The organism is Streptomyces sp. SP17BM10, from assembly GCF_036322405.1.
Taxonomy (GTDB): Bacteria; Actinomycetota; Actinomycetes; order Streptomycetales; family Streptomycetaceae; genus Kitasatospora.
On sequence record NZ_JAQYXB010000433.1, the window covers coordinates 19,851 to 41,635 of the forward strand.

Consider the following 21,785-nt stretch of genomic DNA (forward strand, 5'->3'; position numbering starts at 1 on the left):
GCAGAACCACCATGCCCCCGTTCCGCCACGAGCCGGACGGGGGTCCGGTCGGCGAAGTGGCATGGACAGGGAGAAACGAGCAAGGTGGCAACACCCAAGTCGCGCCCGCGCGACGGCTACCCAGGGCGGGCGCTGGCCCTCATCCTGGTCGTCACCGTCGGACTGGTCGCCCTCATGTTCGGGACGGGCAACACCAAGCCCCGGCTCGGGATCGACCTCGCCGGCGGTACCAGCATCACGCTGACCGCGAGGTCGACCGATCCCAAGGCGATCAGCAAGTCCAACATGGACATCGCCACCGGGATCATCGAGCGCCGCGTCAACGGGATGGGTGTCTCCGAGGCGGAGGTCCAGACCCAGGGGTCGGACACGATCATCGTGAACATCCCCAAGGGCGGTGACAAGGAGAACTCCGCGGACCAGATCGGTACCACCGCGAAGCTCTACTTCCGCCCGGTCCTGGCCGTGGCGCCCAGCGGTCTCCAGGTCCCCGCGCCCACCGCCACTCCGTCCGCCGGTGCCTCCGGCACCCCGGCCGCGGCCCCCTCGGCCACCGGTTCGGCCGCCCCGAGCGCCGCCGCCGGCACCCCCGGTGCGAGCGCGAGCGCCACCAAGCAGGGCCGCGCGGTCGGTGAGGCCCTCGCCGCCGACGCCAGCCCGTCGCCCGCCGGCACCGGCGTGACCTCCGCCGCGAGCGGCGCCGCGAGCGCCCCGGCCACCGGCGCGCCCTCCGCGGCCGCCTCCGGCGCCCCGAGCGCCCCGGCCACGGCCCCGAACCCGGCGGACCTCTCCGCCGCGATGACCCAGGGCACCGTGCCGCCGGAGCTCCAGACCGCGTTCGCCAACCTCGACTGCACCAACCCCGCCGCGCGCCAGCAGCTGGGAGTGCCGCAGCCCGAGGACAAGGCCGTCGTCGCCTGCTCCCAGAAGCCCGAGAAGGGCGGCGCCTACTCCAAGCTCGTCCTCGGCCCGGTGGCCGTGAAGGGCTCGGACGTCTCCAAGGCCTCGCCCAGCCTGGACACCCAGCAGGGCAACGGCTGGCAGGTGCAGCTCCAGTTCAACGGCAAGGGCACCGACGACTTCGCCGCCGTCACCGGCAAGCTGGCCGCCCTGCCGGACCCGACCAACCAGTTCGCCATCGTGCTGGACAACGAGGTCGTCTCCCACCCGTACGTGCGCAGCGCCATCCCCGGCGGCACCGCCGTCATCTCCGGCACCTTCAGCCAGGCCGAGGCGCAGGACCTGTCCAACGTCCTGAGCTACGGCGCGCTGCCGCTGGAGTTCAACAAGGGCGACATCACCACCGTCTCCCCGCAGCTCGGCTCCGACCAGCTCAAGGCCGGTCTGATCGCCGGCGCGATCGGCATGCTGCTGGTGGTCGCCTACTCGGTGATCTACTACCGCGGCCTCGGCCTGGTCTCGATCGCCGGTCTGATCGTCTCGGCGATCCTGACCTACTCGATCATGAGCCTGCTCGGCGGCGGGATCGGTTTCGCGCTGAACCTGCCGGCGGTCTGCGGTGCGATCGTCGCGATCGGCATCACCGCCGACTCGTTCATCGTGTACTTCGAGCGCATCCGCGACGAGGTCCGCGAGGGCGCCCCGCTGCGCCCGGCGGTCCAGCGGGCCTGGCCGCGTGCCCGGCGCACCATCCTGGTGTCGGACTTCGTGTCGTTCCTCTGTGCCGCGGTGCTCTACGTCGTCTCCGTCGGCAAGGTGCAGGGCTTCGCCTTCACCCTGGGGCTGACCACCGCGCTCGACGTCGTCGTGATCTTCCTCTTCACCAAGCCGATGATCACGATGCTGGCCCGGCGGAAGTTCTTCTCCGACGGCCACCCGTGGTCCGGTCTGGACCCGAAGCGGCTGGGCGCCCGCCCGCCGCTGCGCAGCAGCCGTCGCCGTAGCCCCTCCTCTGCCGCCGTGAAGGAGGCCTGACACCGTGTCACGCTTCTCCAATCTGGGCCACCGGCTCTACCAGGGCGAGATCAGCTTCGATTTCGTCGGACGCCGCAAGATCTGGTACTCGATCTCCGGCGTGATCGTGCTCGTCGCGGCGATCGGCCTGGCCATGGGCCTGCACCTGGGCATCGAGTTCAAGGGCGGCTCGGTCTACACCGTGTCCAAGCCGGGCCTGACCGTCTCGCAGGCGCAGACCACGGTCGATGAGGTCGTGTCCTCGCACCCGCTGGTGCAGTCCACGGACAACAACAAGATCCGCATCCAGGTCAGCACCGACGAGGCGAAGAGCTCGGACGAGATCCGCACGCAGCTCTCGCAGAAGTTCTCCGTGCCGCTGGACACCGTCGAGGCCCAGGTGATCGGCCCCAGCTGGGGCAAGCAGATCTCCCAGAAGGCGCTCACCGGTCTGATCGTCTTCATGATCCTGGTGACGGCCTACCTGGCGATCGCGTTCGAGTGGCGGATGGCGGTGGCCGCCCTGGTCGCCCTCATCCACGACCTCCTGATCACCATCGGTGTGTACGCCCTGGTGGGCTTCGAGGTCACCCCCGGTACGGTGATCGGCTTCCTGACGATCCTCGGGTACTCGCTCTACGACACGGTCGTCGTCTTCGACACCGTGAAGGAGAACACCAAGGGGCTCACCAAGCAGAACAAGCTCACCTACAGCGAGGCGGCCAACGCGGGCCTCAACCAGACCCTGGTGCGTTCGCTCAACACCACCGTGGTCGCCCTGCTGCCGGTGGCCGCGCTGCTGTTCATCGGTGGCGGCATCCTGGGCGCCGGCACGCTGAACGACATCTCGCTCGCGCTGTTCATCGGCCTCGCGGCCGGTGCCTACTCCTCGATCTGCGTCGCCACCCCGCTGCTGGCGCAGCTCAAGGAGGAGCAGCCGCAGATGAAGGCGCTGCGCAAGCGGGTCCTCCAGCACCGCGCCAGCCAGGCGGCCAAGGCCGAGGCGGCCGGGGGCGTCGAGGACGCGCAGGGTGAGGAACCCGCGGACGAGCCGGCGGGTATGGTCGGTCAGCGCGGCCGGTCGGCCGGCACCTCGCGTGCCAAGGGCCGTCCGTCCACCAAGCGCTGAGCCCCGACCCGAAGGACAGGACACCGTGACCACCGCCGACACCGCACTGGCCGAGCTGCTGAACAGCCGCATCCGGGACGTCCCCGACTACCCGAAGCCGGGTGTGCTGTTCAAGGACATCGCGCCGCTGCTCGCCGACGCCGAGGCCTTCGGCGCCCTCACCCGGGCGCTCGCCGACCGGGCGAAGGGGCTCGGGGCGACCAAGGTGGTCGGCCTGGAGGCGCGCGGCTTCGTGCTGGCGGCTCCGGCGGCCTTCGCGGCCGGGCTGGGCTTCGTGCCGATCCGCAAGGCCGGCAAGCTGCCCGGCGAGGTGTTCCGGCGCTCGTACGAGCTGGAGTACGGCTCGGCGACGCTGGAGGTGCAGTGCGACGCCTTCGCGCCCGGTGAGCGGGTGCTGGTGGTGGACGACGTGCTGGCCACCGGCGGGACCATCGGCGCCTCGCTGGACCTGGTGAAGGAGGCGGGCGCCGAGCTGGCGGGCGTCGTCGTGCTGATGGAACTGGGCTTCCTGGACGGCCGCGAGCGGCTGGCCGGGCACCTCGACGGGGCTCCGCTGGAGACCCTGGTCACGGTCTGAGGGGCCTGCGGGGCCCGAGTGACAGCTGCGTGACAGGCGGCGGTCGGATCATCCGACCGCCGCCTTCGCGTGTCCGCACCCGGGCGGCTGAACACCGGAGCGCCCGGCTCGGTACCATGAAGATTCATCCCCTCCCGGTTGTGCGCTGGTGGCGCGGCCCGCGAGGGGCCGGCCCCGGTGCCCCGAGGAGTGTCCTTGCCCGACGAGGTTGTGCCCACGGCCGCAGCGGCCGCCCCCGAAGACCGTCCCACGCCCTCGGGGGCCACCCCGGCACGTCCGGCGCCGACCTCCTCGCGTTCGTTCCCGCCCGCCGGCCGCGGCTCCGCGGCCGGCGGGATGCGCGCCCGCCTGGCCCGGCTCGGCGGCCAGCGCTCCACCGTGCTCAACCCGGTCCTGGAGCCGCTGTTCCGCTCGATCCGGGCGAACGATCCGAAGGCCGACCCGGCGCTGCTGCGCGACATCGAGCGCGCCTACGCGGTGGCCGAGAAGTGGCACCGCGGCCAGAAGCGCAAGAGCGGCGACCCGTACATCACCCACCCGCTGGCCGTCGCGACCATCCTGGCCGAACTCGGCATGGACGCGCCGACCCTGATGGCCGGGCTGCTGCACGACACCGTCGAGGACACCGACTACGGCCTGGAGACCCTGCGCAAGGACTTCGGCGACTCGGTGGCCCTGCTGGTCGACGGCGTCACCAAGCTCGACCGGGTCAAGTTCGGCGAGGCCGCGCAGGCCGAGACCGTGCGCAAGATGGTCGTCGCGATGGCCAAGGACCCGCGTGTCCTGGTGATCAAGCTGGCCGACCGCCTGCACAACATGCGCACGATGCGCTACCTCAAGCGGGAGAAGCAGGAGAAGAAGGCCCGCGAGACGCTGGAGATCTACGCCCCGCTGGCGCACCGGCTGGGAATGAACACCATCAAGTGGGAGCTGGAGGACCTCGCCTTCGCGATCCTCTACCCCAAGATGTACGACGAGATCGTCCGGCTGGTCGCCGAGCGCGCCCCCAAGCGGGACGAGTACCTGGCGACCGTCATCGACCAGGTCCAGGGGGACCTGCGCGGCGCCCGGATCACCGCCTCCGTCACCGGCCGGCCGAAGCACTACTACTCGGTCTACCAGAAGATGATCGTCCGGGGCCGGGACTTCGCCGAGATCTACGACCTGGTGGGCATCCGGGTCCTGGTCGACACCGTCCGCGACTGCTACGCGGCGCTGGGCACCATCCACGCGCGGTGGAACCCGGTGCCGGGGCGGTTCAAGGACTACATCGCGATGCCCAAGTTCAACATGTACCAGTCGCTGCACACGACGGTGATCGGGCCCGGCGGCAAGCCCGTCGAGCTCCAGATCCGCACCTTCGACATGCACCGGCGGGCCGAGTACGGCATCGCCGCGCACTGGAAGTACAAGCAGCGCGCGGTGGCCGGCGCCTCCAAGGTCCGCACCGACACGCCGACCCAGGTCCGCAAGGACGACAAGGCCGGCGCCGTCAACGAGATGGCCTGGCTGCGGCAGCTGCTGGACTGGCAGAAGGAGACCGCCGACCCGGGCGAGTTCCTGGAGTCGCTGCGCTTCGACCTGGCCAGCAACGAGGTCTTCGTCTTCACGCCCAAGGGCGACGTGATAGCCCTGCCGGCCGGTGCGACCCCGGTCGACTTCGCCTTCGCGGTGCACACCGAGGTCGGCTACCGGACCATCGGCGCCCGGGTGAACGGGCGGCTGGTGCCGCTGGAGTCGACCCTGGAGAACGGCGACGCCGTCGAGGTGTTCACCTCCAAGGCGGAGAACGCCGGCCCCTCCCGGGACTGGCTGGGCTTCGTCAAGTCGCCGCGCGCCCGCAACAAGATCCGCGCCTGGTTCTCGAAGGAGCGCCGCGAGGAGGCGATCGAGCACGGCAAGGAGGCGATCGTCCGGGCGATGCGCAAGCAGGGCCTGCCGATCCAGCGGATCCTGACCGGCGACTCCCTGGTCACGCTGGCCCACGAGATGCGCTACCCCGACATCTCCTCGCTCTACGCCGCGATCGGCGAGGGGCACGTCGCCGCGCAGAACATCGTCCAGAAGCTGGTCCAGGCGCTCGGCGGCGAGGAGGGTGCCACCGAGGACCTGGCCGAGACCGCGACCCCGACGCACGACAACCGGCGGGCCGTGCGCCGGCGGGCCAAGGGCGACCCGGGCGTGATCGTCAAGGGCGTCGAGGACGTCTGGGTCAAGCTGTCCCGCTGCTGCACCCCGGTGCCGGGTGACCCGATCGTCGGTTTCGTGACCCGCGGCAACGGCGTCTCGGTGCACCGCGCGGACTGCGTCAACGTCGAGGCGCTGAGCCAGCAGCCCGAGCGGATGATCGACGTCGAGTGGGCCGCCACCCAGTCCTCGGTCTTCCTGGTCGCGATCCAGGTCGAGGCGCTGGACCGCTCGCGCCTGCTCTCGGACGTCACCCGGGTGCTCTCGGACCAGCACGTCAACATCCTGTCGGCGGCGGTGCAGACCTCACGCGACCGGGTCGCGATGAGCCGCTTCACCTTCGAGATGGGCGACCCGAAGCACCTCGGACACGTGCTCAAGGCCGTCCGCGGCGTCGAGGGCGTCTACGACGTCTACCGCGTCACCTCGGCCCGCAAGTGACGCAGGCGGTGCACCCGCCGCGGGCATGAGGGAGGCCCCCGGGCTCTTGGAATCCAAGAGCCCGGGGGCCTTCGCCGTTCAGCGCGCCGAGGGGATCAGCCGCTGAACTCCTCCTGGCTCTTGTGGGCCTGGTCCAGCAGCTCCCGGACGCCGGCCAGCTCCTTCTCGAGCTTGGTGACCTTGGAGGCGTTGCCGGCGGCGCGGGCCTTGTCCAGGTCGGCCTGGATCTTGTCGGCCTTGGCCTGGAAGAGGCCGACCATCCCGGCCGCACGGGCCTTGGCCTCCGGGTTGGAACGCTTCCACTCGCTGTCCTCGGCCTCGCGGATCGCCCGCTCGACCGCGTTCAGCCGGCCGTCCAGCTTCGGACGGGCGTCGCGCGGCACGTGCCCGATCGCCTCCCAGCGCTCGTTGATCTCGCGCAGCGCGGCCTTGGCGGCCTTGAGGTCGGTGATCGGCAGGATCGCCTCGGCCTCGAGCGCCAGCGCCTCCTTGAGCTTCTGGTTCTCCACCTGCTCGGCGTCCCGCTCGCTGAACACCGCGGAACGGGCCTGGAAGAAGACGTCCTGGGCGCCGCGGAACCGGGCCCACAGCTCGTCCTCGACGTCCCGCTGGGCGCGGCCGGCGGCCTTCCAGCGCGCCATCAGGTCGCGGTAGCGGGCCGCGGTGTCGCCCCACTCGGTGGACGAGGACAGCGCCTCGGCCTCGGTGACCAGCGCCTCCTTGGTCTGCCGGGCCTGCTCGCGCTCGTTGTCCAGCGCCGCGAAGTGCGACTTGCGGTGCTTGGAGAAGACCGAGCGGGCGTGCGAGAAGCGGTGCCACAGCTCGTCGTCGCTCTTGCGGTCCAGGCGGGGCAGACCCTTCCAGGTGTCCACCAGGGCGCGCAGCCGGTCGCCGGCCTCCCGCCACTGGGTGGACTCGGCGAGCTGCTCGGCCTCCGCGACCAGCTCCTCCTTGGCGGTGCGGGTCGCGTCCTGGGCCTTGGCCCGGGCGGCCTTGCGCTCCTCGCGGCGGGTCTCGATCTCACCGGCCAGCGTGTCCAGCCGCTTGGCCAGGGCGTCCAGGTCGCCGACCGCATGCCCCTCGGTCACCTGCGCGCGCAGGTGCTCCAGCGCGGTCTGGGCGTCCTTGGCGGCCAGGTCGGTGGTGCGCACCCGCTTCTCCAGCAGGCCGATCTCCACCTCGATGCCCTGGTACTTGCGCTCGAAGTAGGCCAGGGCCTCCTCGGGCGAGCCGGCCTGCCAGGAACCCACGACGCGTTCGCCGTCGGCCGTCCTGACGTAGACCGTGCCCTGCTCGTCGACACGGCCCCACGGGTCGCTGCTCATAGCGCGTCCTCCACATGACGTCGCGCCCGCGCCGGGGCGGCGCGCGTCCGTCGTCCACAGTTGATGTGCGGCGGACCGAAGAAGTCCGCCGTCCCCGTCCGCCGTGCGTTGCCTGCCGAGGGTGACGGCTAAGGCGGGTCCGGGCACCCTACACAACGCCAACATAGGCGACCAGGCCCGGTGCTGTCCGCATCCGGGCCGGGCGATTTCGGGCCGGGGCCGCGCCGGAGCGCGCTCGGGCGCGCGGGGGCGGGCCCCGGGGTCTGTCAACCCTTCGCCGTGGTCACCGAGTTGAGGGTGACGTCGGCCATCGGGTGACCGTCCGGACGGCCCTCCAGGGTGCCCGCGGCGGCGATCTTCTGCAGCACGTCCAGGCCCCCGGTGATCTTGCCGAAGGGGGTGTACTTCGGGTCGAGCTGGGTGTCCTTGTAGACCAGGAAGAACTGGCTCCCGTTGGTCCCCGGGCCGGAGTTGGCCATCGCCACGGTGCCGGCCGGGTAGGTCGCGCCGGTCAGGTTCTCGTCGGCGAACTTGTAACCGGGGCCGCCCGTGCCGCCGGGCACGGTCGCGCTGGCGGTCGGGTCGCCGCACTGGAGCACGAAGATGCCGTTCGTGGTGAGGCGGTGGCACTTGGTGTGGTCGAAGTACTGCTCGCCGGACAGGAAGGCGAAGGAGTTCACCGCGTGCGGGGCCTTGGCCGCGTCCAGCGCGATCGTCACCTTGCCGCAGTTGGTGTCCAGCGTCGCGGTGTAGGTGCCGGAGGCGTCCAGCGTCATCGCCGGCTCGGCCTGCCACTGCTTGCCGTTCGGCTTGCCCGGCGCCGGGTCCGCGCAGCCCTCGACCGGCTTGCGGGTCGGCGCGGGCGGCGCGCTGGCGTCGGTCGCCGCCGGCTGCGTCGGCGCGGCCTGGGCGGTGTCCTTCTTGTCCTTGTCGTCCGAGCTGAAGGCGCCCGTCGCGAAGAGGGTGCCGCCACCGGCCAGGACCACCACGGCGAGCGAGACGCCGAGGATCGTGTTGCGGCGCCTGCGGGCAGCCGCCGCCGCGGCGCGGCGCTCCATCTGGCGCTCGTACTTCTCGCGGGCGAGCTGCCGCCGCCGCTGTTCGCTGCTGACCACCGAGCGTGTCTCCTGAACGATGTGCGCTGGGCCTTCCGCGCCCGGTCGCGGGCGAGGAGGGATGGTGAAGGGTTCCGGAGCGGATCATCGCATCCATCGGCGGCCAAGTGTAGGGACCCGGCCTGTAAGAAGGCGGTGAACCTGTCAGACGAACCGCGCCCGGCGCCCCTATCTGGTTCGCAACCGGACCCGCACCGCCGGTAGGCTGCCCCTAAATCACTCTTGGCAGCATCCGTACTGGCAGCCGTCACAGCCTGTCGCCGCACACCGAAGGACGCGCGTGTTCATCGCCGGATTCCCCGCTGGAGCCTGGGGCACCAACTGCTACCTGGTCGCCCCGGGGCCCGGTGAGGAGTGCGTCATCGTCGATCCCGGCCACCAGGCCGCCGCGGGCGTCGAGGAACTGGTCCGCGAGCACCGGCTGAAGCCCGTCGCCGTGCTGCTCACCCACGGCCACATCGACCACGTCGCCTCCGTGGTCCCGGTCTGCGGCGCCCGCGGCGTCCCGGCCTGGATCCACCCCGAGGACCGGTACATGATGGCCGACCCGGAGAAGGCGCTCGGCCGCTCCCTGGGCACCCAGCTGATGGGCGAGCTCACCGTCGGCGAGCCCGACGACGTGCGCGAGCTCACCGACGGCAGCGTGCTGGAGCTGGCCGGCCTGCAGCTCACCGTGGACCACGCCCCGGGCCATACCGGGGGGTCGGTGACCTTCCGGACGCCCGGTGCCGAGGACCTCCCCCCGGTGCTCTTCTCGGGCGACCTGCTGTTCGCCGGCTCCATCGGGCGCACCGACCTCCCGGGCGGGGACAGCGAGGCGATCATGCGGTCGCTGGCCCGGGTGTGCCTGCCCCTCGACGATTCCACCGTGGTCCTCTCCGGCCACGGCGGTCAGACCACCATCGGCCGCGAGCGCGCCACCAACCCCTACCTCCGACAGGCAGCGGGGGCGGCCGGCGCCCCGGCTTTCCCGCGACGAGGAATGTGACGGAAGAGAAGTTGAGCACCTTCACCGCCCCCAAGGGCACCTACGACCTGCTGCCCCCCAGCTCCGCGACCTTCCTGGCGATCCGCGAGCGCATCGCCGCGCCCGCGCGCCGGGCCGGTTACGGCTACATCGAGACCCCGGTCTTCGAGGACGTGAAGCTGTTCTCCCGCGGAGTCGGCGAGTCCACCGACATCGTGACCAAGGAGATGTTCTCCCTCACCAAGCGCGGCAAGGAGGACCTCGCGCTGCGCCCCGAGGGCACCGCCTCGGTGCTGCGCGCCGCGCTCCAGGCCAACCTGCACAAGCTGGGCAACCTGCCGGTCAAGCTCTGGTACTCCGGCTCGTACTACCGCTACGAGCGCCCGCAGGCCGGCCGCTACCGCCAGTTCTCCCAGGTCGGCGCCGAGGCGATCGGCGCCGAGGACCCGGCGCTGGACGCCGAGTTGATCATCCTCGCCGACGACGCGTTCCGCTCGCTGGGCCTGTCGAACTACACGCTGCTGCTCAACAGCCTCGGCGACAAGCAGTGCCGCCCGGTCTACCGCGCCGCCCTGATCGAGTTCCTCTCCGGCCTCGACCTGGACGAGGAGACCCGCCGCCGCGCCGAGATCAACCCGCTGCGCGTCCTCGACGACAAGCGCGAGTCCGTCCAGGAGCAGCTCGTCGGCGCGCCGATGCTGCGCGACTTCCTGTGCGAGGACTGCAAGGCGTACGACGAGAAGGTCCGCGAGCTGCTCACCGCCAACGGCGTCGCGTTCACCGACGACCCGAAGCTCGTGCGCGGCCTGGACTACTACACCCGCACCACCTTCGAGTTCGTGCACAACGGCCTCGGCGCCCAGTCCGCGATCGGCGGCGGCGGCCGTTACGACGGCCTGTCCGAGATGATCGGCGGCCCGGCGCTGCCGTCCGTCGGCTGGGCCCTCGGCGTGGACCGCACCTACCTCGCGCTGGAGGCCGAGGGCGTCGTCCTCGACCTGCCGGCCGCCACCTCCGTCTACGCCGTCGCGCTCGGCGAGGAGGCCAAGAACCTGCTGTTCGCCAAGGTCGTCGAGCTGCGCCGGGCCGGCGTCGCCACCGACCTCGCGTTCGGCGTCAAGAGCATCAAGAACGCCATGAAGTCCGCCGACCGGTCCGGCGCCCGCTTCGCCCTGATCGCCGGGGACCGGGACCTCGCCGAGGGCGTCGTCCAGCTCAAGGACATGAGCACCGGCGAGCAGTCCCCCGTCGCCCTCGACGCACTCGTCACCACCCTGAAGGAGAAGCAGCTGTGATCCGCACGCACGACGCGGGCACGCTCCGCCCGGAGCACGCAGGCACCACCGTCACCCTGGCCGGCTGGGTCGCCCGCCGCCGCGACCACGGCGGCGTGGCCTTCATCGACCTGCGCGACGCCTCCGGCACCGTGCAGATCGTGGTCCGCGACCTGGACTCGGTGCACGGCCTGCGCGCCGAGTACTGCGTCAAGGTCGTCGGCGACGTCCGGGTGCGGCCCGAAGGCAACGAGAACCCGGACATCCCGACCGGTGCCGTCGAGGTCGTCGTCAGCGACATCGAGGTCCTCTCCGAGGCCGCGCCGCTGCCCTTCCCGGTCGCCGAGTACGAGCCGGGCACGGTCAACGAGGAGGTCCGGCTGCGCTACCGCTACCTGGACCTGCGCCGCGAGGGCCCGGCCAAGGGCCTGCGGCTGCGCTCGAAGGTCAACAACATCATCCGCCGGGTGATGGAGGAGAACGACTTCCTCGACATCGAGACGCCGTACCTCACCCGCTCCACCCCCGAGGGCGCCCGCGACTTCCTCGTCCCGGTCCGCCTGCAGCCCGGCCACTGGTACGCGCTGCCGCAGTCGCCCCAGCTGTTCAAGCAGCTGCTGATGGTGGCCGGCATGGAGCGCTACTACCAGATCGCCCGCTGCTTCCGCGACGAGGACTTCCGCGCCGACCGGCAGCCGGAGTTCACCCAGCTGGACATCGAGGCCTCGTTCGTCGACCAGGAGGACGTCCTGGCCCTCGGCGAGAAGATCGTCGGCTCCATCTGGCGCGAGGTGCACGGCTACGAGGTCCCGAACCCGCTGCCGCGGATGACCTACGCGGACGCCATGGCCCGCTACGGCTCGGACAAGCCGGACGTCCGCTTCGGCCAGGAACTCACCGACCTGACCGAGTACTTCAAGGGCACCGAGTTCCGCGTCTTCCAGGCCCCGTACGTCGGCGCCGTGGTCATGCCGGGCGGCGCCTCGCAGCCCCGCAAGGCCCTCGACGCCTGGCAGGACTGGGCCAAGGCGCGCGGCGCCCGCGGCCTCGCCTACGTCGTGATCGACGCCGAGACCGGCGAGCTGCGCGGCCCGGTCGCCAAGAACCTCTCCGAGGAGCACCTGGCCGGCCTCGCCGCCGCGGCCGGTGCCAAGAACGGCGACGCGATCTTCTTCGCGGCCGGCAAGCAGCGGGCCTCGCAGGAGCTGCTCGGCGCCGCCCGCCTGGAGATCGGCCGCCGCTGCGGGCTGATCGACGAGTCGCAGTGGGCCTTCCTCTGGGTCGTCGACTTCCCGATGTTCGAGCCGATCGAGGACGACAAGGGCGAGTTCCAGGGCTGGCACGCGGTGCACCACCCGTTCACCGCCCCGACCGCGGAGTCGCTGGCCACCTTCGACACCGACCCGGGCTCGGCGTTGTCCAACGCCTACGACCTCGTGCTCAACGGCTCGGAGCTGGGCGGTGGTTCGATCCGCATCCACCAGCGGGACGTCCAGAAGCGCGCGTTCGACGCGATCGGCCTGTCCGAGGAGGAGGCGGCCTCGCAGTTCGGCTTCCTGCTGGACGCCTTCAACTACGGCCCGCCGCCGCACGGTGGTGTCGCCTTCGGCCTGGACCGGATCGTCACCCTCCTCGGTGGGTACGACACCATCCGGGACGTCATCGCCTTCCCGAAGACGTCCACCGGTGGCGACCCGCTGACCGGTGCCCCGACCCCGATCACCCCGGCGCAGCGCCGCGAGGCCGGCGTGGACGCCCAGCCCAAGGTCCGCGAGGACGCCAAGTCCGAGGCGCAGCCGAAGGCCTGACGCGCCATCGGCTAACCTGCGACGGCCCCGGACGGTGGTCCACCCACCGTCCGGGGCCGGTCCACAACGACGTGTGACACAGGGAGGGTTGACCACCCATGATGGTCAGTACCAGAGTCGAGTGTCCGGACGACGCCCCGGCGACCCGGCGGGTCCACATGGCGGCGTTCCCGGGCCCGGACGAGGCGGACCTGGTGGACGCGCTGCGGCGTGATCCGGCCTGGCTGCCCGGGCTTTCGGTGGTGGCGGTCGACGACGGCGGGCTCGTGATCGGGCACGCCCTGCTGACCCGGCTGCGGGTCGGCGAGGACGGCGAGGGCCTGGCGCTCGCGCCGGTCGCGGTCGCGCCGGAGTGGCAGCGCAAGGGCGTCGGCGAACTCGTCGTGCGCGCCGCGCTGTCGGCGGCCGAGGAGGCGGGGGAGAAGCTCGTGGTCGTCCTCGGCGACCCGGCCTACTACCGCCGGTTCGGTTTCGCGCCGGCCGGGACGCACGAGGTGACCGGCCCGTTCGACGTGCCGGAGACGTACTTCCAGACGCTCGCGCTGCCCGCGTACGACGGCACGCCCCGCGGCCTGTGCCGCTACCCCGACCCGTTCGAGACGGCCGCCTAGTCCCGGCTCCCGGAGCCGAACGTGGCCCGGCAGCTGTGCACGAACGCAGCCATCGCCGGGGTGAGTTGGCGGTCCTTGGGCCAGTAGAGCCCGACCTGGCTGGGACTCAGGTCCGCCACCGGCCGGTACGCGACGTCCTCGCGCGGTGCCAGCCGGCTCATGGTCTCCGGTGCGATCCCGATGCCCTGGCCGCACACCACCGCGGCCAGCCACTCGTCGGTGTTGTGCGCCACCGCGCCGATCCGCACCGGACGCCCGCGCCGCTCCTCGCCGGCGAGCCAGTACTCGCGCCAGTGCCCGGCCTCGTGCGGGATCGCGACGAACGGCTCGTCCAGCAGGTCCGCCAGGCGCACCTGCGCCAGTGCCGCCAGCCGGTGCCCGGCGGGCATCGCCACCACCCGTGGCTCCTCGCCCAGCACGGCGACGTTGTACTGCGAGGCCAGGTAGGGCGGCGCGTGCCAGAGGGTGAGGTCGATCTCCCCGGTGGCCAGGCCCGAGGTCGGGTCGAACCAGTTGTTCTGCCGCAACTCCACCTGCCAGCCGGGCATCCGCCGGGAGAAGTCGGCGACCGTGCTGCGGGTCATCAGGTTGATGATGCCGCCCTCGAACCCCACCCGCAGCGTCGCCACCTGCTCGGCGGCGGCCGCCCTGGTGGCGCGCAGCGCCTCGTCCCAGCCGGCCAGCATCGCGCCGGCGTGCCCGGCGAGCGCGCGGCCGGCCGGGGTGGGGGCCATGCCCCGGCGCGAGCGTTCGAAGAGCTCGACCCCGAGCAGCGTCTCCAGCTGCCGGATCTGCTTGGTCAGCGTCGGCTGGGAGACGAACAGCCGGGCCGCGGCGGCCGTCAGCTGCCCCTCCTCGCAGACCGCGGCGAAGCTGCGCAGCAGGCGGGTGTCGATATCCATGCCCCAAGGTTATGGAACCGGAAATTGGACCGGTCCGGCAGGTCTGGGCGAAGGTTGATCGCTCGGCCTCGCGGCCGGTGATCGGGGGAGCGCGGCAGCGGCGGTTCAGGGGGCCGCCGCTGCCGCCCGCGCCCGTCCACGACCTGCGGATCCGGCCTGCGGCGCCTACCGTGAGGGATCATCAGCGGGCGGACGGAGGATCCCGGGTGGCCAAGGTGCAGCGGCTGGCGAAGAAGCCGTACGAGCGGGAACTGCTGCGACTCCAGGAGGAGCTGGTCAAGCTCCAGGAGTGGGTGCGGGTCGAGGGCGCCCGGCTGGTCGTCGTCTTCGAGGGCCGCGACGCGGCGGGCAAGGGCGGCGCGATCAAGCGGGTGACGGAGTATCTGAACCCCCGCATCGCCCGGGTCGCGGCGCTGCCCACGCCGACCGAGCGGCAGAAGAGCCAGTGGTACTTCCAGCGGTACGTCGAGCAGTTGCCGGCGGCCGGGGAGATCGTGCTGTTCGACCGCAGCTGGTACAACCGGGCCGGCGTCGAGCGGGTGATGGGCTTTTGCACCGAGGAGGAGTACTGGCAGTTCCTGCACCAGTGCCCCACCTTCGAGCGGATGCTGATCGAGGCCGGCATCCTGCTGCGCAAGTACTGGTTCTCGGTGAGCGACACCGAACAGGAACAGCGCTTCCGGGACCGCCTGGACGACCCGATGAAGCGTTGGAAGCTCTCCCCGATGGACGTCGAGTCGATCGCCCACTGGGAGGACTACTCGCGGGCCAAGGACGAGATGTTCGTCTACACCGACACCCCGGACTCGCCGTGGCACGTGGTGGAGAGCGACGACAAGCGCCGGGCCAGGATCAACATGATCGCCCACCTGCTGTCCACCGTGTCGTACCGCGAGGTGGCCGCGCCGCGGATCGACCTGCCGCCGCGCCCGGCCCCGCGCGGCTACCAGCGGCCCCCGCGCGACCTCCAGAAGTACGTTCCGGACCACGCTGCCAAACTGGAGTAGACGGGGCAATTCCGGGCGCCGCACTCCTGCGATCGGCCCCCGTGGCGCCCGGGCGACGTCGGGAGGCGCGCTCATGTTCGTTCGTACCGTCTATGCCACCGGGCATCCGGACCGGATCGACCGGACCCTCGACGGGCTCAGGGTCGAGGCCGTCGGCCGGCTCGCCCCGCAGCCCGGCTACCTCGGCTACGGGCTGTACGCCGACCGGACGGTCGGCAAGATCGTGATGGGCTCCTGGTGGGAGTCCGCGCAGGCCGAACGCGACAGCGACCGGGAACTCGGCGAGCGCCGGGCCGAACTGCTCGCGCCGCTGGCCGGCACGGCGACCACCGAGGTGTGGGAGGCCGTGGCGGTGGCCCCGCCCGGCGAGTCCGGGCCCGGCGCGGCGTTCCGGCTGACCCGGACCGATGTCGACCCGGCCAAGGTGGACACGGCCGCCGGGATCTTCCGGGACCGGGTGCTGCCGGTGCTGGAGAAGTCGCCCGGATTCGTGACCGGCGCGATGCTGGCCGACCGCACCACCGGCCGCCTGTCGGTGGGCTCGATCTACGCGGACCAGGCGAGCTTCGCGGCCTCGCGGGGGCCGCAGGCCGATGCCAGGGCGCAGGCGCTGGCCGCACTGGGCGCCACCCTGCGGTCGCTGGAGGAGTTCGACGTCGTGCTGCTGGACCGCCGCAGGAGGTGACCGGGCGTGTCGGCGCCCTCGCATAGGCTTCCGGTGTGGACGAACCGGACCTCTTCACCGCCGCCGCCGAGGAACGCCAGGCCAAGGAGCCCGGCCGGGCCCCGCTGGCCGTGCGGATGCGCCCGCGCACCCTGGACGAGGTCGCCGGGCAGCGCCAGCTGCTGAAGGACGGCTCGCCGCTGCGCCGGCTGGTGTCCGGCTCGCGCGGGCCGGCGGCGACCAGCTCGGTGATCCTCTGGGGCCCGCCCGGTACCGGCAAGACCACGCTCGCGCACGTCATCAGCCAGGCCGTCGAGGGCCGCTTCGTCGAGCTGTCCGCGATCACCGCGGGCGTCAAGGAGGTGCGCGCGGTCATCGACGGTGCCCGGCGGGCGGTCGGCATGTCCGGCCGCGAGACGGTGCTCTTCCTGGACGAGATCCACCGCTTCTCCAAGGCCCAGCAGGACTCGCTGCTGCCGGCCGTCGAGAACCGCTGGGTCACCCTGATCGCGGCGACCACCGAGAACCCGTACTTCTCGGTGATCTCGCCGCTGCTGTCGCGCTCGCTGCTGCTCACCCTGGAGTCGCTCACCGACGACGACGTCCGCGCGCTGCTGCGCCGCGCGGTGGCCGACGAGCGCGGCCTGGACGGCGCTCTGGAGCTCACGGGGGAGGCCGAGGACCACCTCGTGCGGCTCGCGGGCGGGGACGCCAGGCGGGCGCTCACGACGCTGGAGGCGGCGGCCGGGGCGGCGCTGGAGAAGGGCGAGTCGAGCATCACGCTGGCCACCACGGAGACGGCCGTCAACCAGGCGGCGGTGCGCTACGACAAGGACGGCGACCAGCACTACGACGTGGCGAGCGCGCTGATCAAGTCGATCCGCGGCAGCGACGTGGACGCCACGCTGCACTACCTGGCCCGGATGATCGAGGCGGGGGAGGACCCGCGCTTCATCGCCCGGCGGCTGATGATCTCGGCCAGCGAGGACGTCGGGCTGGCGGACCCGACGGCGCTGCAGACGGCCGTCGCGGCGGCCCAGGCGGTGGCGCTGATCGGCTTCCCGGAGGCGCGGATCATCCTGTCCCAGGCGGCGATCGCGCTGGCCCTGGCGCCCAAGTCGAACGCGGCCTACCTGGCCATCGACGCGGCGCTGGCGGACGTCCGGCAGGGCCTCGCGGGCGCGGTGCCGCCGCACCTGCGGGACGCGCACTACGGCGGCGCGGGCAAGCTCGGTCACGGCAAGGGCTACCAGTACCCGCACGACCTGCCGGAGGGCATCGCGGCCCAGCAGTACGCGCCGGACGCGGTGCACGGCAAGGACTACTACCGGCCGACCCGCCGCGGCGGCGAGGCCCGCTACGCGGACGTCGTGGAGTGGACGAGGGGGCGGCTCAGGGGCGAGTGAACAGCCTGTCGGCGCGCCGGTATACTCGATCGGAGTGCCACGTCCCGGGACGGCGGCGGGGGAGACCCCACCGACCGGCCGCACCAGCGGGACGCCGGCCGTTGGCCCCTTGCGAGGGGCCCGCAACAGGAGCGTCGCGCACCGTTTCGGTGTCGCGGGCGGGCCAGTTCACTGGACCGTCCGTGTGACAAGCACATGCGTGCCCGGCTCCGGAGAGCGGCTGATCCCACCGCGCAGGCGGCGGGGTTTTCTCCGGGTCGCGAGATGCGACCTCCGTCAACACCTGGTGAAGCCGTATTCGAAAGCAAGGAAGGTTTGGTTCATGGCGAACCAGAAGCGTCCCAAGGTCAAGATCGCGCGTGCGCTCGGCGTGCCGCTGACCCCGAAGTCCGTCAAGTACTTCGAGGCCCGCCCGTACCCGCCCGGCCAGCACGGCCGTGGCCGCAAGCAGAACTCGGACTACAAGGTCCGTCTGCTCGAGAAGCAGCGTCTTCGCGCCCAGTACGACCTGAGCGAGAAGCAGCTGTCGCGTGCGTTCGACCGCGCGAAGAAGGCCGAGGGCAAGACCGGTGAGGCGCTCGTCGCCGAGCTGGAGACCCGTCTGGACTCGCTGGTGCTGCGTTCGGGCATCGCCCGCACCATCTACCAGGCCCGCCAGATGGTCGTCCACGGCCACATCGAGGTCAACGGCGGCAAGGTCAACAAGCCGTCGTTCCAGATGAAGCCGGGCTACGTGGTGACCGTCCGCGAGCGCTCCAAGGAGAAGGTCCCCTTCCAGGTCGCCCGTGAGGGTGGCTACGCGGGTGAGGGCCAGACCCCGAAGTACCTCGAGGTCAACCTGAAGGCCCTGGCCTTCCGCCTGGACCGTGCGCCGCAGCGCAAGGAGGTCCCGGTGATCTGTGACGAGCAGCTCGTCGTCGAGTACTACTCGCGCTGATCCGCGACCGGTTCCGCACTTCGCAGAACCACAGCGAGCCCCCACCGCCCCTCGGGGTGGTGGGGGCTCGCCCCTTTCCGGCTCCGACCGGCCTTTGCGTTCCGCTCAGCCGGCCTCGCCGGTCATCGCGGCGGCCAGCCGCAGGTGCGGGCGGGCCTCCGCGGTGCGGCCCTGGCGCTCCAGGGTGCGTCCGAGCATCAGCCGGGCGTAGTCCTCGGCCGGGTCGGCCTCCAGGATCCGGAGCAATTCGGCCTCGGCGTTGCGCAGTTGGGCGGAGTGGTAGTAGCTGCGGGCGAGCAACAGGCGGACCGAGAGGTTGGCCGGCTCCTCGGCGAGCACGCCCCGCAGGATGAGGGCGGCCTCGCTGTACGCCTTGGACTCGAAGTGGAACTTCGCCCGGCGGTACTCGTCAGCGGCGGTGTGGACGGCCATGGTGGCTCCTTCCGACTTGGTACTTGCCTCCTCAAGCAATCCGCAAGCTTCAGCTATTCCGCACCGGCGCGGGCGCCGGGGCCGGCGGCACCGAGCACGGCCCCGGCCCGGCTCCGGGCCCGCCCGGGGAGCCACCGGCGCCGAGGGCCCGGGAGACCGCCGCGTCGAGGTCGAGCCGGGCGCCGGCCGCGTAGCAGTCCTCGTACTCCTGCTCGGTGAGCCCGGCGCGGGCCCGTTCGGCGCACTGCCGGTGCGGGCCGAAGAAGAACCGCGAGCCGAGGAAGGGCGTGCCGACCGTGCGCCAGATCCGGTGCGCCGCGCCCTGGAGCAGCCGGGCCTCGCGCAGGTCGCCCGGGACGCCGGGGCCGGCGGGCTCGGTCTCCAGCAGGGCCAGCAGGTCGATGCCGAGGACGATGCCCAGCAGGTCGTGGAACAGGTGGTTGAGCCGCACGCTCTCCCGGGCGAGGACCCGGGCCGGGCGGACGTCGCCGTCCGTCCACTGCGAGAAGGCCATCGCGTACAGCACGTACGCGTACGCCCACTGCTCGCCGTGCTCCTCGCACACCTCGCGGGCCTGGCCGAACCACAGCTCACCGCTCTCCCGGTCGCCCTGGAAGACGTAGGCGAGGCCCAGTTCGAGCATGGCCATCAGGACGTTGCTGTTGAGCTCGCCGATCGTCCGGTAGTGCCACAGCGCCTCCTCGAACAGCTCGGCGGCGCGCTCGGGTTCGTCGCCGATCAGGGCCGCGCAGCCCTGCCGGTGGACGGCGTAGGCGAGCGCGCGGTCGTCGCCGGTAGCCAGCGCCTGGCGGCGGCACTCCTCCAGCGCCGGGCGGGCGGCGGGCAGGTCGCCCTGGAGGGTCGCCATGTAGCCGGTCACCCAGAGCGCCTTGGCACGCGCCTCGGTGGGCTCGCCGTCGAGGGCGAGCGCGCGGTCCAGCCAGTGCCGGCCCTCGCCGAGGTGCCCGCTGCCGACCCAGTAGAACCAGAGCGTGCCGGCCATCAGCAGGGCGAGCTGCTCCTCGCCGGGCTCGGAGAGGCAGAACTCCAGCGCGGCCCGGAGGTTGGTGTGGGCGAGCCCGGTGCGTTCGGCGGTCTCCGCCTGCCGGGGGCCGAACCACTCGACCTCGCCCCAGGTGGCGATCCCCAGGTACCAGTCCCGGTGGCGGCGCCGCAGCCGCTGCTCGTCGCCGGCGGCGCGCAGCCAGAGGCCGCCGTACTCGCGCAGGGTGTCGAGCAGCCGGAAGCGGACGCCGTACGCGGTGTCCTCGCGCAGGACGACGGACTTGGCGACGAGTTCGCAGAGCAGGTCGAGGACGTCCTCGGCGTCGATGCCCTCGGCGGCGCACACGTACTCGGCGGCCTCCAGGTCGAAGCCGCCGGCGAAGACCGAGAGGCGGGCCCAGAGTAAACGTTCCTGCACCGTGCAGAGCTCGTGACTCCAGCCGATCGTCGTGCGCATCGTCTGGTGCCTGGGCAGGGCCGTCCTCGCGCCGCCGGTCAGCAGCCGGAAACGGTCGTCCAGCCGGGCGGTGATCTGCTCGACCGACAGCGCGCGCAGCCGCCCGGCCGCCAGCTCCACGGCGAGCGGGATGCCGTCCAGCCGGCGGCACAGCACGCCCACCGCCTCGGCGTTCGCCTCCGTCACGGCGAAGGACGGCAGCACGGCACGCGCCCGCTCGGCGAACAGCTGTACCGCGTCCGGCAGCATGCCCGGCCCCGGCCACCCGCCCGCCACCGGGCCCACCGGCAGTGGGGCCACCGTGAACAGGTGCTCGCCGCCGGCGCGCAGCGGCGCCCGGCTGGTGGCCAGCACCCGCAGGCCGGGCACCGCCCGCAGGAGGGTGTCCGCCAGCTCCGCGCAGGCGTCCACCAGGTGCTCGCAGCCGTCCAGCAGGAGCAGCAGACGGCGGCCGGCCAACTGCTCGGTCAGCACCTCCAGCGGCGGCCGGGCGGTGCCGTGCGGCAGCCGCAGCGACTCCAGGACGGCGTGGCCGAGCAGGAGCGGGTCCTGCACGGGGGCGACGTCGACCAGCCGGGTGCCGTCCGGGAACGCGCCCGCGGCCCGGGCCGCCGCGCGCAGTGCCAGCCGGCTCTTGCCGACCCCGCCAGGCCCGGTGACCGTCACCAGTCGGGCGTTCGCCAGCAGCCCGGCCAGCTCGGTCAGCTCCCGCCGCCGCCCGACGAAGCCGGTGACCTCGGCCGGCAGCCGAGCGGGCTCCGCCGCCCGCGGGGGCGGGTCGGCCGCCCGGGGCTGTGCTCTCCAGTCGCCGGCCAAGCGCTGCTCCCCGTGCTCCGGGCCCGGACCGCGCGGGCCCGGACGTGCGTCGGGCCGTACGGGCGACGACCCGCCTGGCAGAACGAGGTGACCGGCCGGTAGGTTACGCGGGCGGTTCGCACACCCGACCGGACCACGGGGCCCGTCCCCGGCCTCCCGGCGTCCGCCGGAGGGTGGGCGCGGCGCGGGTCCGGGCGCCGGCCCACGGGCGGGAGTCCCGGAGAGGGTCCCGGAGCCCGCTGCGCCACCGTGGACCCGGTCCGGGAACCGGGCGTGGGCGCGATAGGGTTCCGTTTGGAGAACAGCAAGGCGAGGGAGCGCGCAAAGGTGTCCGTGGGAGAGCTGGCCGGGTTGCTCGTCGCCGTGTTCTGGGCGGTCCTGGTCACCCTGCTCGCCGTGGTGCTGGTCCGCCTCTCGCGGGTGCTCAAGGAGGCCACCGTCCTGGTCTCCGCCGTCACCGAGCAGGCCGTGCCGCTGCTGACCGAGGCGGGCGCCGCGGTGCGCAGCGCCAACGAGCAGCTGGAGCGGGTCGACGAGATCACCGCGAACGTCCAGGACGCCGCCGCCAACGCCAACGCGCTCTCCTCCACCGTCGCGGCCACCCTGGGCGGGCCGCTGGTGAAGGTCGCGGCCTTCAGCTACGGCGTCCGCAAGGCGGTCGCCAGGCAGCAGGGCGGCGGACTGTCCGTGCCCGCCCAGCCGGGCGAGCGCGAGGAGCTGGCCCGGCTGATCCGGGCCGAGGTGCGCGCCGCGACCGCCCCGCGAGGCGGCCTGCTCGCCCGGGTCCGGCGCGCGGTGAGGGGCTGACGCC

Annotated in this window: 18 protein-coding genes; 13 read left to right on the forward strand and 5 right to left on the reverse strand. The window is 72.3% G+C overall.

Annotated features, from left to right (window positions below; all coding sequences use genetic code 11):
* Positions 1 to 84 precede the first annotated feature (84 nt).
* The 4 genes from secD to PUR71_RS05030 all read left to right on the forward strand — a co-directional run bounded on the left by secD (position 85) and on the right by PUR71_RS05030 (position 6,248).
* Positions 85 to 1,935 (forward strand): protein translocase subunit SecD, encoded by a 1,851-nt coding sequence (secD, locus tag PUR71_RS05015; protein WP_443077360.1) that lies wholly within the window; start codon positions 85 to 87, stop codon positions 1,933 to 1,935.
* 4 nt (positions 1,936 to 1,939) lie between these two features.
* The gene (gene secF, locus PUR71_RS05020) at positions 1,940 to 3,043 is read left to right on the forward strand and encodes a protein translocase subunit SecF (RefSeq protein WP_329925097.1); all 1,104 of its coding nucleotides are present in this window, start codon (positions 1,940 to 1,942) and stop codon (positions 3,041 to 3,043) included.
* A 25-nt stretch (positions 3,044 to 3,068) separates the two neighbouring features.
* Positions 3,069 to 3,620: an adenine phosphoribosyltransferase gene (locus PUR71_RS05025; protein ID WP_329925098.1), complete on the forward strand. Its 552-nt coding sequence runs from the start codon at positions 3,069 to 3,071 to the stop codon at positions 3,618 to 3,620.
* Positions 3,621 to 3,815: 195 nt separating this feature from the next.
* The gene (locus PUR71_RS05030) at positions 3,816 to 6,248 is read left to right on the forward strand and encodes a RelA/SpoT family protein (RefSeq protein ID WP_443077361.1); all 2,433 of its coding nucleotides are present in this window, start codon (positions 3,816 to 3,818) and stop codon (positions 6,246 to 6,248) included.
* A gap of 95 nt (positions 6,249 to 6,343) precedes the next feature.
* On the opposite strand, the gene PUR71_RS05035 is transcribed toward PUR71_RS05030, so the two are convergent.
* On the reverse strand, positions 6,344 to 7,573 hold the full coding sequence (locus tag PUR71_RS05035; RefSeq protein ID WP_329925099.1) for a DUF349 domain-containing protein: 1,230 nt from the start codon (positions 7,571 to 7,573) through the stop codon (positions 6,344 to 6,346).
* Between the two features lie 266 nt (positions 7,574 to 7,839).
* Complete coding sequence (locus tag PUR71_RS05040; RefSeq protein ID WP_329925100.1) at positions 7,840 to 8,688, reverse strand: peptidylprolyl isomerase; 849 nt, start codon at positions 8,686 to 8,688, stop codon at positions 7,840 to 7,842.
* Positions 8,689 to 8,968: 280 nt separating this feature from the next.
* Between PUR71_RS05040 and PUR71_RS05045 the strand changes: the two genes are divergently transcribed.
* From PUR71_RS05045 to PUR71_RS05060, 4 genes are all read left to right on the forward strand, one after another.
* Complete coding sequence (locus PUR71_RS05045) at positions 8,969 to 9,676, forward strand: MBL fold metallo-hydrolase (protein ID WP_329925101.1); 708 nt, start codon at positions 8,969 to 8,971, stop codon at positions 9,674 to 9,676.
* 11 nt (positions 9,677 to 9,687) lie between these two features.
* Positions 9,688 to 10,950 carry a histidine--tRNA ligase gene (gene hisS, locus PUR71_RS05050; protein ID WP_329925102.1) on the forward strand — a complete coding sequence of 421 codons (1,263 nt, stop codon included), beginning with the start codon at positions 9,688 to 9,690 and terminating at the stop codon, positions 10,948 to 10,950.
* The gene (gene aspS / locus PUR71_RS05055; protein ID WP_329925103.1) at positions 10,947 to 12,737 is read left to right on the forward strand and encodes an aspartate--tRNA ligase; all 1,791 of its coding nucleotides are present in this window, start codon (positions 10,947 to 10,949) and stop codon (positions 12,735 to 12,737) included. Before hisS ends, aspS begins: the two co-directional genes overlap by 4 nt.
* A gap of 98 nt (positions 12,738 to 12,835) precedes the next feature.
* Positions 12,836 to 13,348, forward strand: a complete 513-nt coding sequence (locus tag PUR71_RS05060) for a GNAT family N-acetyltransferase (protein ID WP_329925104.1) — start codon at positions 12,836 to 12,838, stop codon at positions 13,346 to 13,348.
* Here PUR71_RS05060 and PUR71_RS05065 read toward each other — a convergent pair.
* The gene (locus tag PUR71_RS05065; protein ID WP_329925105.1) at positions 13,345 to 14,250 is read right to left on the reverse strand and encodes a LysR family transcriptional regulator; all 906 of its coding nucleotides are present in this window, start codon (positions 14,248 to 14,250) and stop codon (positions 13,345 to 13,347) included. The two genes, PUR71_RS05060 and PUR71_RS05065, sit on opposite strands and share 4 nt — an antisense overlap.
* A 206-nt stretch (positions 14,251 to 14,456) precedes the next feature.
* On the opposite strand from PUR71_RS05065, the gene ppk2 reads away from it, so the two are divergent.
* The 4 genes from ppk2 (at position 14,457) to rpsD (ending at position 18,264) form a co-directional block, all read left to right on the forward strand.
* Positions 14,457 to 15,257, forward strand: a complete 801-nt coding sequence (gene ppk2 / locus PUR71_RS05070; protein WP_329925106.1) for a polyphosphate kinase 2 — start codon at positions 14,457 to 14,459, stop codon at positions 15,255 to 15,257.
* Between the two features lie 73 nt (positions 15,258 to 15,330).
* The gene (locus tag PUR71_RS05075; protein WP_329925107.1) at positions 15,331 to 15,942 is read left to right on the forward strand and encodes a hypothetical protein; all 612 of its coding nucleotides are present in this window, start codon (positions 15,331 to 15,333) and stop codon (positions 15,940 to 15,942) included.
* 35 nt (positions 15,943 to 15,977) lie between these two features.
* Positions 15,978 to 17,327 carry a replication-associated recombination protein A gene (locus PUR71_RS05080; RefSeq protein ID WP_329925108.1) on the forward strand — a complete coding sequence of 450 codons (1,350 nt, stop codon included), beginning with the start codon at positions 15,978 to 15,980 and terminating at the stop codon, positions 17,325 to 17,327.
* 322 nt (positions 17,328 to 17,649) lie between these two features.
* Positions 17,650 to 18,264 (forward strand): 30S ribosomal protein S4, encoded by a 615-nt coding sequence (gene rpsD / locus PUR71_RS05085; RefSeq protein WP_270148363.1) that lies wholly within the window; start codon positions 17,650 to 17,652, stop codon positions 18,262 to 18,264.
* 105 nt (positions 18,265 to 18,369) lie between these two features.
* On the opposite strand, the gene PUR71_RS05090 is transcribed toward rpsD, so the two are convergent.
* Both PUR71_RS05090 and PUR71_RS05095 read right to left on the reverse strand, forming a co-directional pair.
* Complete coding sequence (locus PUR71_RS05090; protein ID WP_329925109.1) at positions 18,370 to 18,696, reverse strand: tetratricopeptide repeat protein; 327 nt, start codon at positions 18,694 to 18,696, stop codon at positions 18,370 to 18,372.
* A gap of 49 nt (positions 18,697 to 18,745) precedes the next feature.
* The gene (locus tag PUR71_RS05095) at positions 18,746 to 20,974 is read right to left on the reverse strand and encodes an ATP-binding protein (protein WP_329925110.1); all 2,229 of its coding nucleotides are present in this window, start codon (positions 20,972 to 20,974) and stop codon (positions 18,746 to 18,748) included.
* Between the two features lie 327 nt (positions 20,975 to 21,301).
* Between PUR71_RS05095 and PUR71_RS05100 the strand changes: the two genes are divergently transcribed.
* Complete coding sequence (locus tag PUR71_RS05100; protein ID WP_329925111.1) at positions 21,302 to 21,781, forward strand: DUF948 domain-containing protein; 480 nt, start codon at positions 21,302 to 21,304, stop codon at positions 21,779 to 21,781.
* The last annotated feature ends 4 nt before the right edge of the window (positions 21,782 to 21,785 follow it).

Excerpts from the sequence above, each read along its gene's own strand:
- PUR71_RS05090 (WP_329925109.1), bottom strand. The coding sequence starts at position 18,696 with ATGGCCGTCCACACCGCCGCTGACGAGTACCGCCGGGCGAAGTTCCAC.
- PUR71_RS05035 (WP_329925099.1), bottom strand. The coding sequence starts at position 7,573 with ATGAGCAGCGACCCGTGGGGCCGTGTCGACGAGCAGGGCACGGTCTAC.
- PUR71_RS05075 (WP_329925107.1), top strand. The coding sequence starts at position 15,331 with ATGTTCGTTCGTACCGTCTATGCCACCGGGCATCCGGACCGGATCGAC.
- PUR71_RS05065 (WP_329925105.1), bottom strand. The coding sequence starts at position 14,250 with ATGGATATCGACACCCGCCTGCTGCGCAGCTTCGCCGCGGTCTGCGAG.
- PUR71_RS05060 (WP_329925104.1), top strand. The coding sequence starts at position 12,836 with ATGATGGTCAGTACCAGAGTCGAGTGTCCGGACGACGCCCCGGCGACC.
- rpsD (WP_270148363.1), top strand. The coding sequence starts at position 17,650 with ATGGCGAACCAGAAGCGTCCCAAGGTCAAGATCGCGCGTGCGCTCGGC.